Annotated in this window: 12 protein-coding genes; 8 read left to right on the top strand and 4 right to left on the bottom strand. The window is 69.4% G+C overall.

Going from position 1 to position 8,649, the window contains the following annotated elements; translation table 11 throughout:
- Positions 1–124 (top strand): integrase core domain-containing protein (locus AC0NZN_RS10605; RefSeq protein WP_474592275.1); only part of this gene is annotated, 124 nt, incomplete at its 5' end.
- Here the strand turns inward: AC0NZN_RS10605 and AC0NZN_RS10600 are convergent.
- The gene (locus AC0NZN_RS10600) at positions 121–465 is read right to left on the bottom strand and encodes a DUF7882 family protein (protein ID WP_474592263.1); all 345 of its coding nucleotides are present in this window, start codon (positions 463–465) and stop codon (positions 121–123) included. The two genes, AC0NZN_RS10605 and AC0NZN_RS10600, sit on opposite strands and share 4 nt — an antisense overlap.
- A gap of 170 nt (positions 466–635) precedes the next feature.
- Here AC0NZN_RS10600 and AC0NZN_RS10595 point away from each other — a divergent pair, with 170 nt between their 5' ends.
- Positions 636–959: a DUF7882 family protein gene (locus AC0NZN_RS10595; RefSeq protein WP_474592262.1), complete on the top strand. Its 324-nt coding sequence runs from the start codon at positions 636–638 to the stop codon at positions 957–959.
- Positions 960–988: 29 nt separating this feature from the next.
- On the opposite strand, the gene AC0NZN_RS10590 is transcribed toward AC0NZN_RS10595, so the two are convergent.
- Positions 989–1,261, bottom strand: a complete 273-nt coding sequence (locus AC0NZN_RS10590) for a hypothetical protein (RefSeq protein WP_474592261.1) — start codon at positions 1,259–1,261, stop codon at positions 989–991.
- A gap of 324 nt (positions 1,262–1,585) precedes the next feature.
- Here AC0NZN_RS10590 and AC0NZN_RS10585 point away from each other — a divergent pair, with 324 nt between their 5' ends.
- The 6 genes from AC0NZN_RS10585 to AC0NZN_RS10560 all read left to right on the top strand — a co-directional run bounded on the left by AC0NZN_RS10585 (position 1,586) and on the right by AC0NZN_RS10560 (position 5,926).
- Positions 1,586–2,599: a glycosyltransferase gene (locus AC0NZN_RS10585; protein WP_474592260.1), complete on the top strand. Its 1,014-nt coding sequence runs from the start codon at positions 1,586–1,588 to the stop codon at positions 2,597–2,599.
- Positions 2,596–3,831: a glycosyltransferase gene (locus tag AC0NZN_RS10580; protein ID WP_474592259.1), complete on the top strand. Its 1,236-nt coding sequence runs from the start codon at positions 2,596–2,598 to the stop codon at positions 3,829–3,831. Before AC0NZN_RS10585 ends, AC0NZN_RS10580 begins: the two co-directional genes overlap by 4 nt.
- Positions 3,828–3,965, top strand: coding sequence for a hypothetical protein (locus tag AC0NZN_RS10575; RefSeq protein ID WP_474592258.1), 138 nt, complete (start codon positions 3,828–3,830; stop codon positions 3,963–3,965). The genes AC0NZN_RS10580 and AC0NZN_RS10575 overlap by 4 nt, the downstream gene beginning before the upstream one ends.
- Before the next feature lie 163 nt (positions 3,966–4,128).
- A complete protein-coding gene (locus AC0NZN_RS10570; protein WP_474592257.1) occupies positions 4,129–4,902 on the top strand; it encodes a hypothetical protein in 774 nt (257 codons plus the stop codon).
- Positions 4,899–5,318, top strand: coding sequence for a phage holin family protein (locus AC0NZN_RS10565; RefSeq protein ID WP_474592256.1), 420 nt, complete (start codon positions 4,899–4,901; stop codon positions 5,316–5,318). Before AC0NZN_RS10570 ends, AC0NZN_RS10565 begins: the two co-directional genes overlap by 4 nt.
- The gene (locus tag AC0NZN_RS10560) at positions 5,315–5,926 is read left to right on the top strand and encodes a DUF3618 domain-containing protein (RefSeq protein ID WP_474592255.1); all 612 of its coding nucleotides are present in this window, start codon (positions 5,315–5,317) and stop codon (positions 5,924–5,926) included. Before AC0NZN_RS10565 ends, AC0NZN_RS10560 begins: the two co-directional genes overlap by 4 nt.
- Positions 5,927–6,002: 76 nt before the next feature.
- Here AC0NZN_RS10560 and AC0NZN_RS10555 read toward each other — a convergent pair whose 3' ends face one another.
- Together AC0NZN_RS10555 and AC0NZN_RS10550 are read right to left on the bottom strand one after the other, a co-directional pair.
- Positions 6,003–6,944 carry an ion transporter gene (locus tag AC0NZN_RS10555; RefSeq protein ID WP_474592254.1) on the bottom strand — a complete coding sequence of 314 codons (942 nt, stop codon included), beginning with the start codon at positions 6,942–6,944 and terminating at the stop codon, positions 6,003–6,005.
- A 67-nt stretch (positions 6,945–7,011) separates the two neighbouring features.
- On the bottom strand, positions 7,012–8,520 hold the full coding sequence (locus AC0NZN_RS10550; RefSeq protein ID WP_474592274.1) for an amino acid permease: 1,509 nt from the start codon (positions 8,518–8,520) through the stop codon (positions 7,012–7,014).
- Positions 8,521–8,649 lie beyond the last annotated feature (129 nt).

The following is an 8,649-nucleotide window of genomic DNA, read 5'->3' as shown; positions in this document are numbered from 1 at the left end:
CGCCGCCCGCGCCGCGACCTACAACGACTGGCTGCATCACTACAATCACCATCGACCCCACACCGCGCTCGAAGGCTCAACCCCCGCCCAACGCGTTCACAACCTCACGGGGAAGAACAGCTAGCTCTCGGAGCGCTGACTCTTGCCGTTCGGCTCGCGCGACTCGATGTGCTCGTCGACGAGCTGGATGCCGCCCGACGTGTTCGCCGAGTTCGCGAGGTCCTCGATCCACGCCCGGCTCAGCTCGGGCGGCTCAGGCTCGTCGAAGACGAACAGCAGCGGGATGGCGGGGTGCAACCAGATCGTGGAGCGGCCGGGGGCCTCATCCTCGTCGTGATGGCGCCACGAGAGCGTGAAGCTCTCGTTGCGCCGCAGCTTCGTCGCAACCACGACCTTCAGATGGGCAAGAGCGCGGTCCTCGATGTGGATCGCCATGTCCTGTCCACCGTAGTAGAGCGTTCCCATGCGAGGAACGTTACCCTGCGCCGATGCTCAGATGAACTCCCCGTCACCGGTCGCCCCCGGTCTCGTTCCCGTAGCGGGTGTACCGGCCACGGCACGAGGGGAAGAGCGTAGCGTGTGTTACACGAACCGCGGCGCGCGGCGGTCGCGCCGGGTCCGGGAGAGAGGTCCGCATGGGTCGGATGATCTACGAAGGGTCGGTGCGGCTGGACATCGACGACCGGACCCTGTCGCACCTGGTGGTCGTGATCAGCTCGAAGCTGCGCCGGGGCGAGTCGTTCCACTTCTCCTGGCGCAACGACGCTTCAGTCGGCGACGGGCGCACCACCATCTGGGTCCACCCGCAGGCGTCGCTCGTGTTCGAGTTCGAGGGCAGCCGCCGCCCGTCCTACAACCGTGCCTGGCTCGAGGCGCTCTCGGTGGTCGCGAACTCCCCCGAGGGCCTGCACATCCTTCCCGAGCCCGCCGACACGGACTCAGGAGTGAACGTTCCGTAGCCTTCGGGCGGATGCGACGGCCGGCGGGCTCAGAGCACGCGATCGGGGAGAGCCCCGGCGCGCACTCCCGGGGCCCGCATCCCGAGGCGGACCACCGCCGCATCGAGGACCGCCTCGAGACTGTCGTAGCTGGACGGCGTCCGGGGGCCCACCATCCACACGACGTCGTACCCGTCGCCGACGCGCTCGACGTAGCCGATCAGGCCCGCCGCATCGCGGTACCCAGCGCGGCGATCGCAGACCCTCCATGACCGCCGATCCAGTGGCTTGAACTCGATCTCGGCGCGTAGCGATCGCTGCATCCGTCTCTCCCTGCTCAGTCGACGGCATCCGTCAGATCGACGTGGAACTGCACGGAGCCGGTGACCGGAATCGTGCCGCGTCGCGTGACGAGATCAGCATCGGTCACCACCGTCCTGCCCGGCAATGGCTTGACAGGACGCACGCCTGCGGCTATGGCCGGCGGGCGCGGATCGAGCTGTGTGCCGTCGCCGGCGCCTGACCTGAGCGGTGCTGCGCGGTGCGAATACACCCTGCGACAGTCCGCCGCAAGCCCCAGACTCCTTCGCCGCGTCGGGCCGTACTGTGCAACGGCGGCTGACCATCGATGGAGGAGGTGCCGGCAAATGAGGATCCTGCTCTGGCACCGGCACACCGGCTACACGAACGCGTTCGTCTCGGGTCGGCACCAGTACCTCCTGCCCGTCGACAGTGCAGGGGATGCGGGCGGCCGCGGTCTCGAGGGTCACCACTGGCCGCACGCTCGCGAGGCCTCCTGGCGGGAGCTGCGCGGCGAGCCGGTCGACGTCGTCGTGCTCCAGCGTCCCGAGGAGATCGACGTCGTGCACGAGATGACCGGGCGACGCCCGGGACGCGACATCCCCGCCGTCTATCTCGAGCGCAGCGCACCGGGCCCCGACGCCTGCCGGAGCATCCACCCGCTCGCGGACAGCACCGACATCCCGATCGTCCACGTGAGCGACTTCAACCGCCTCTACTGGGACAACGGCCGTGCCCGCACTCTCGTCATCCAGCCCGGGATCCCGGATCCCGGCGCGCAGTACACGGGCGAGCTCGACCGCATCGGAGCCGTGATCAACGACCCGGTTCTCCGGGGCCGTGCCGCGGGCACCGACCTCCTCCCGCACTTCGGCCGCGTCGCCGCGGTCGACGTGTTCGGGCGCGGAGGCGACGCGCTCATCGAGAGCCTCCCGGCGGACGCCGCGGGCGTCCACATCGGCGGCGATCTTCCGCCCGCGCGGCTCGCGACGGAGCTCGCCCGGCACCGGGTCTATCTGCATCTCTCACGCTGGACCTCGTTGAGCTTCGCGCTGCTCGAGGCCATGCATCTCGGCATGCCGATCGTGGCCGTCCCCGGACCCGGGATCGCGCCCGCGGTGCCCTCGGACGTCGGAGTGGTGTCGGCGGACGTCGACGTGCTGCGCCACGCGGTCGCCGACTGCATGGAGGATCCGGAGCTGGCCGGGGAGATGGGAGCGCGCGCCCGGCGGCACGCGCTCCTGCACTTCGGGCACGAGAGATTCCTGCGGGACTGGGATGACGTCCTCGACGACGTCGCCGCGTCTTCCGGGTACGGCCGAGAGCGGTCGCTGGCGACGGCCGACTGGAGGATGTCGTGAAGATCGCGATGGTCTCCGAGCACGCGAGTCCGCTCGCGTCGCTCGGAGGGGAGGATGCGGGGGCGCAGAACGTCCACATCCGAGGGTTGGCCACCGCGCTGGCCGCCCGCGGGCACGGCGTCACGGTCTACACGCGGCGCGACGGATCGATGCCCGAGCGCGTCGTCGCGGGTCCCGGAGTCGATGTCGTCCACGTCTCGGCAGGTCCCGCGGATGCGGTGCCCCGCCGGCAGCTGCCGGGGCACACCGCCGAGTTCACGCAACGCCTGATCGACCGCTGGGACGAGGACCCGCCGGACATCGTCCACGCCCACTTCTGGAACTCCGGAGTGGCAGCCCTCCGGGCCGCGTGGACCCTCGACGGTCCGCCGGTCGTGCAGACCCTGCACTCGCTGGAGCACCTCGAGCGGCGGCACGGGCCGGACCGCCGCAGCTCGCCGGCGCGTCGGCGACTCGAGCCCGCCGTCGCCCGGCAGGCCGACCAGCTCATCGCGATGTGCAGCGAGGAGGCGTTCGAGCTCGCCCGTCTGGGCGTCTCGTCGCGCCGGATCGCGGTCGTGCCCCCGGGCGTCGACACTGGCCGGTTCACCCCGGACGGGGCCGCCGAGCTCAAACGGCGCGCGACCCGGCTCGTGAGCGTGGGCCGGATCGCACCGCGGAAAGATGTCGACATCGCCATCCATGCCCTCGCGGAGCTCGTCGCCGGCGGGCGCGACGATGTCGAACTGGTCGTCGTCGGCGGGTCGCAGTCGGTCGGGCGGCCGCTCGACGATCCCGAAGTCGCGCGCCTGGCGGCCCTGGCGCGCTCGCTCGGCGTGCGCGACCGCGTGGACTTCCGCGGCTGGGTCTCGCACGAGACGCTCCCCCGGCTGCTGCGGTCGGCCGACGTGCTCGTCGCGACCCCGCGGTACGAGCCGTTCGGCGTGGTCGCGCTCGAGGCGATGGCCTGCGGCATCCCGATCGTCGCGTCTGCCGTCGGCGGACTGCTCGACACGGTCGTGCACGGCACGACGGGACTGCACGTGCCCCCCGGCGACCTGCCCGCGCTCGTGCGCACTCTCGCCCTGCTGATCGACTACCCCCGACTGCGCGCGCGTCTCGGTCCTGCCGGGGTGGCCCGTGCCCGCACGGCTTTCACCTGGGAGCAGGTCGCGACCCGCATGGAGCGGATCTACTTCCCACTCGTCTCGACGCATCGGGCCCACGACGCGAGGAGGACGGCCCTCCGATGAGCGCCGCGATAGCCGTGCAGGAACCGGCGGTGGCCGCGCAGGAGGCGCAGCTCCTCGTCGTGCACCTGCTGTTCCGAGCGCTCGACGAGGCGGTGACTGAGGCGGCGCGCGAGCCGGAGGAGGACCGGCCATGAGGATCGCCCTGGTGGTGTTCGACGAGAGCGATCGCGGGCTGCCCAGGGCCGCACCCGCGTGCGATAACCCCGCAGCGTGTATCTGTCAATCCCTTCCCACCGGATCGAGACCCCGGCCCATGATCGCTGGACACGTTGAATCAACGAACGAAGGGGGCACAGGATGTCGATCCCAGATGAGCGTTCCGACGGCACGCCGATCTTTGACGAGACCCGGCATACGCACGACCTGGACGAAGGAATGACCACCACCGGAGTACAGGACACACGGTCGAGCGCGGATGAGCGGGATGCCACGGCAGGCTCCGCCGGCGCCGAGGGCGCAGCCCCGGCCGATGTCGCGAAGCAGCAGGCGAGCAGGGTCGCCGACTCGGCGGTCGACGCGGGCAAGGATGTGATGGACGTCGCCCAGAGCGAGGCGCGCAACGTCGCGGAGGAGGCGAAGTACCAGGCGCGGGACCTCCTGCACCAGACCCAGGACGAGCTGCGCCAGCAGGCTGCCCACCAGCAGGTGCGCCTCTCGGACGGCCTGCGCTCGGTCGGCGACGACCTGCACCAGATGGCGTCGGCGTCCGACACGCAGGGCGTCGCGAGCGACCTCGTGCGTCAGGCGGCCCGCCGTAGCCACAGCGCGGCGAGCTGGCTCGCAGCGCGAGACCCCGAGGGCGTGCTTCGCGAGCTGAAGTCGTACGCGCGCCGGCGGCCGGGCATGTTCATCATCGGCGCGCTGGCGGCCGGCGTCGTGGTGGGTCGTCTGACCCGCGCTCTCGCCGCCGGACCGGCTTCGGCGGGCCGCCGCCTCGGCACCGGGTCGGGCATGTCCGGCTCCGGCATGGCCACCGGCCGGGTCTACCACACGGGCGCGGTCACGGAGGGCTCGGCGATGACCGGAGCCGGGACGACCGGGTACGGGACAACCGGCGGAGACCTCCCATGACCGACCAGCCGATGACGCCCGCGGAGCGACGGGCGACCGACGAGTCGCTCGGCGAGCTTCTCAGTGACGTCACACGAGACCTGTCGACGCTGATCCGTCAGGAGATGGAGCTCGCGCGGGCCGAGTTCACGCAGATGGCCGTGCGCACCGGCAAAAGCGCCGGCATGTTCGGCGGGGCCGGGTACGCGGCGCTGATGGCGATCTTCTTCGTGTCGGTCGCCGTCTGGTGGGCCCTCGGCTACGTGATGGGCAACGCGTGGTCCGCGGTGGTCGTCGCCATCATCTGGGCAGTCATCGCGCTGATCCTCTACCTGGTCGGACGCAATCAATTGAAGAAGGTCGAGGGGATGCCGCAGACCGTCGCAACGGTCAAGGAGATCCCGGAGACCCTGAGACGAAACGGAGAGAACCGATGAGTGTCGACCCTGATGTCATCCGGGCGAACATCGAGGTGACTCGCGCCGAGCTGGGCGGAGACGTCGATGCACTGGCCGACAAGGTCACGCCCAGCAAGATCGCGGACCGCCAGATCAACAAGGTGAAGGGCGCGTTCACCTCTCTGAAGGAGACGGTCATGGGTTCGGACGACGACGACGCGTACGGCGGGCGCAGTGGGCACCGCTCACTCACCGAAGCAGCCGGCGACACATTCGAGGACGCTCGCGACGCGACGGTGGATGCCGGCCGCACGGTGGTCAGGAAGGCTCAAGGCAACCCCATGGCAGTCGGCCTGATCGCCTTCGGCGTCGGACTGCTCGCCGCATCCCTGATTCCGCCCAGCGACGCGGAGCGCAAGCTCGCGGCGCAGGCGAAAGATGCTGCGCAGCCGATGATCGACGAGGTGTCCCAGGCCGGCCAGGAGACGGCGCAGCACCTCAAGCAGCCGGCTCAGGAGGCCGTCCAGGCGGTGAAGGAGACCGCGCAGGACAGCGCCGAAAACGTCAAGTCCGTGGCGACCGACCGCACGAACGACGTGATGGAAGATGCGAAGGACGCCAGCCGCCGCTTCCAGGACGGCAGCTGAGCAGAGGCGAAGCGGCGGGTGCCCTCCGGCGCCCGCCGCTTCGTCACGTCGGGGGACCCGTACGGACGCCGGGGGGTCAGCTGACCCCGTCGAGGACGCCGCGCATCTCCGCCAGAGCGGCCTCGGAGTCGGCGAGGGCCGATTCCGAGCGCTGGAGCAGTTCGCGCAGCTGAGTGAGTTCGCCGGCCGCACCGTCATCCGCGGTCGCCGCCGGTGTCGGCGCGGAAGCGGCAGGAGCGGTGGCGGCAGGTGTCGGAGCGGCAGGAGCCGCCGCCGCTGTGGCATCGCCGGTCGCGCCGGCGGACGCGGCATCCGTCTTCTCATCCGAAGACTTCGACGCCTTGCCGGGTCCGAGGAAGGCGTTGGCGAGGTAGCCGGTGAAGGTGCCGAAGATACCCACGCCGACGATGATGATGACCGTGCCGATGATGCGACCCGGGTTCGTCACCGGGTACCTGTCGCCGTAACCGACGGTCGAGATCGTGACGATCGTGTACCACAGCGCATCGGAGGCGTCGGTGATGTTGGCACCGCTGGCGTGCTCCTCCACCTTGAGCATGGCGAGGCTGCCGTACTGCAAGACGATCACGCCCATCAGCAGCAGCGTCATCAGCGCGCTGTTCGCGCGGTCGCGGATCACCCGCCGGGCGATCGTGCGCGGTCCGAGCTGCCGCATCAGGCGGATGACGCGGAATACGCGGAACAGGCGGAGGATCTTGAGCTCCGCCAGGGGAAGGCTCGCCAGCAGGTCGGCCCACCCGAACTGCACGAAGAAGTAGCGCGATGCCGAGGGCGCGGTGGTGATCCGGTACGTGAAGTCGATCAGGAAGATGATGCTGAAGATCGCGTTCATCACCAGGAGGATCCCGAGCAGCTCGGGGTCCCGGATGAACAGCGCGAGAAAGAGATTGACGACCGACATGATCGACAGGACGCCGATGAAGATCTCGTAGGAGAGATTCTTCAGCTCGGTGCGGCCTCGCTCACGGCGCTTCTGTCGTCTGGCTGATCTGGCCATGATTCCTCCGGGTTCGCCGGTCCGGCGAGCCGAACCGTGCACCCATTGTGGGGTATGACGCCCCGCTTCAGCCCTCGCGATCGCCGAACATCTTGGGCGGATCGTCGATCGCCGGCCGCTCCGCGACCACCGGGAAGGTGCCGGTGTGCCCTACGCGCGCGGCAGCCGCCGCCGCGATGCGCGTGCGGAACGCGAACCAGCCGATGATCAGCAGCGGGATGATGATGACGAGGGATGCGAGCACCCACCGGCCCGTCGGCGTGAACGCCATCGTCACCAGGACGAACGCCAGGAAGGCGAGCGTGAGCCACGCCGTGAACGGCGCGCCGAGCAGGCGGAAGGACGGCCGCTCGATGCGTCCGGCCTGGGCCCACCGGTGCAGCTTCATCTGGCAGAGGATGATCGTCCCCCAGCCTCCGATGATCCCGAGTGCCGACACGTTCAGCACGATCTCGAACGCCTGCTCGGGCACGACGGCGTTGAGCCCCACTCCGAGCAGGGTGATGCACGACGTCAGCAGGATGCCGCCGTACGGCACGCCGTGGCGGCTCATCCGCATCGTGAAGAGGGGGGCGGAGCCGTTGACCGCCATCGATCGCAGGATGCGTCCGGTGGAATACAGCCCCGCGTTCAGGCTCGAGAGCGCGGCCGTCAGCACGACGAAGTTCATGATGGATGCCGACACCTCGCTGGCCTGGGGCGATCCGATGTGCGAGAAGAACGTCACGAAGGGCGACTCGTCCGCCGAGTACGTGTTGTACGGCAGCAGGAGCGACAGGAGCAGGATCGAGCCCACGTAGAAGACCGCGATGCGGATGACGACCGTGTTGACGGCCCGCGGCATGATCCGCCGCGGCTCCGCGGTCTCTCCCGCCGCCGTGCCGACGAGCTCGATCGCCGCATACGCGAACACCACTCCGCTGATGGCGAGCAGCGGCGCGAACGCGCCCAGGGGGAACCAGCCGCCGTTGTCTGTGATGACGGTGATGCCGGTGGGGCCGACATCCGTGTGACCGACGAAGAGCAGGAAGACGATGCCGATGATCAGGAAGATGATGAGCGCCGCCACCTTGATCATCGCGAACCAGAACTCCATCTCGCCGAACACCCGGACGGAGACGAGGTTCAGCGAGAGGACGACGATCAGCGCGACGAGGGCGATCGCCCACTGCGGCACGGCCTGCAGGAAGGGGACGTATGGCGCCCAGAACTTCACGTACAGCGCGACGGCGGTGACATCCACGATCGATGTGAAGGCCCAGTTCAGGAAGTACAGCCAGCCCGCCGTGTAGGCCATCTTCTCGCCGTAGAACTCGCGCGCATAGGAGACGAACGACCCGGACGACGGGCGATGCAGCACGAGCTCGCCGAGCGCGCGCAGGATCAGGAACGCGAAGAATCCGCACACCGCGTACACGAAGACGAGCGACGGTCCGGAGCTGGCCAGCCTGCCGCCGGCGCCGAGGAACAGCCCAGTTCCGATCGCCCCGCCGATCGCGATCATCTGGATCTGCCGCGGCCGGAGGGTCTTGTGGTAGCCCTCCTCCTCGCTCGAGAAGTCCTGCGCCGCCAGCATGACGTCGCCGACGAGCTCCCTGCTGTTCTCGAGTTCCTGCTCCGGGTCGTGCGGGTGCTGATCGGTCGCACTCATGGCGCCTCCTCGGTGCTCGGTCTGGGGAACGAGTCAGTCCACCCGGTTTACCGA

Source organism: Microbacterium sp. sgz311019 (genome assembly GCF_056135325.1).
This window is presented reverse-complemented; position numbering and strand designations above follow the sequence as displayed.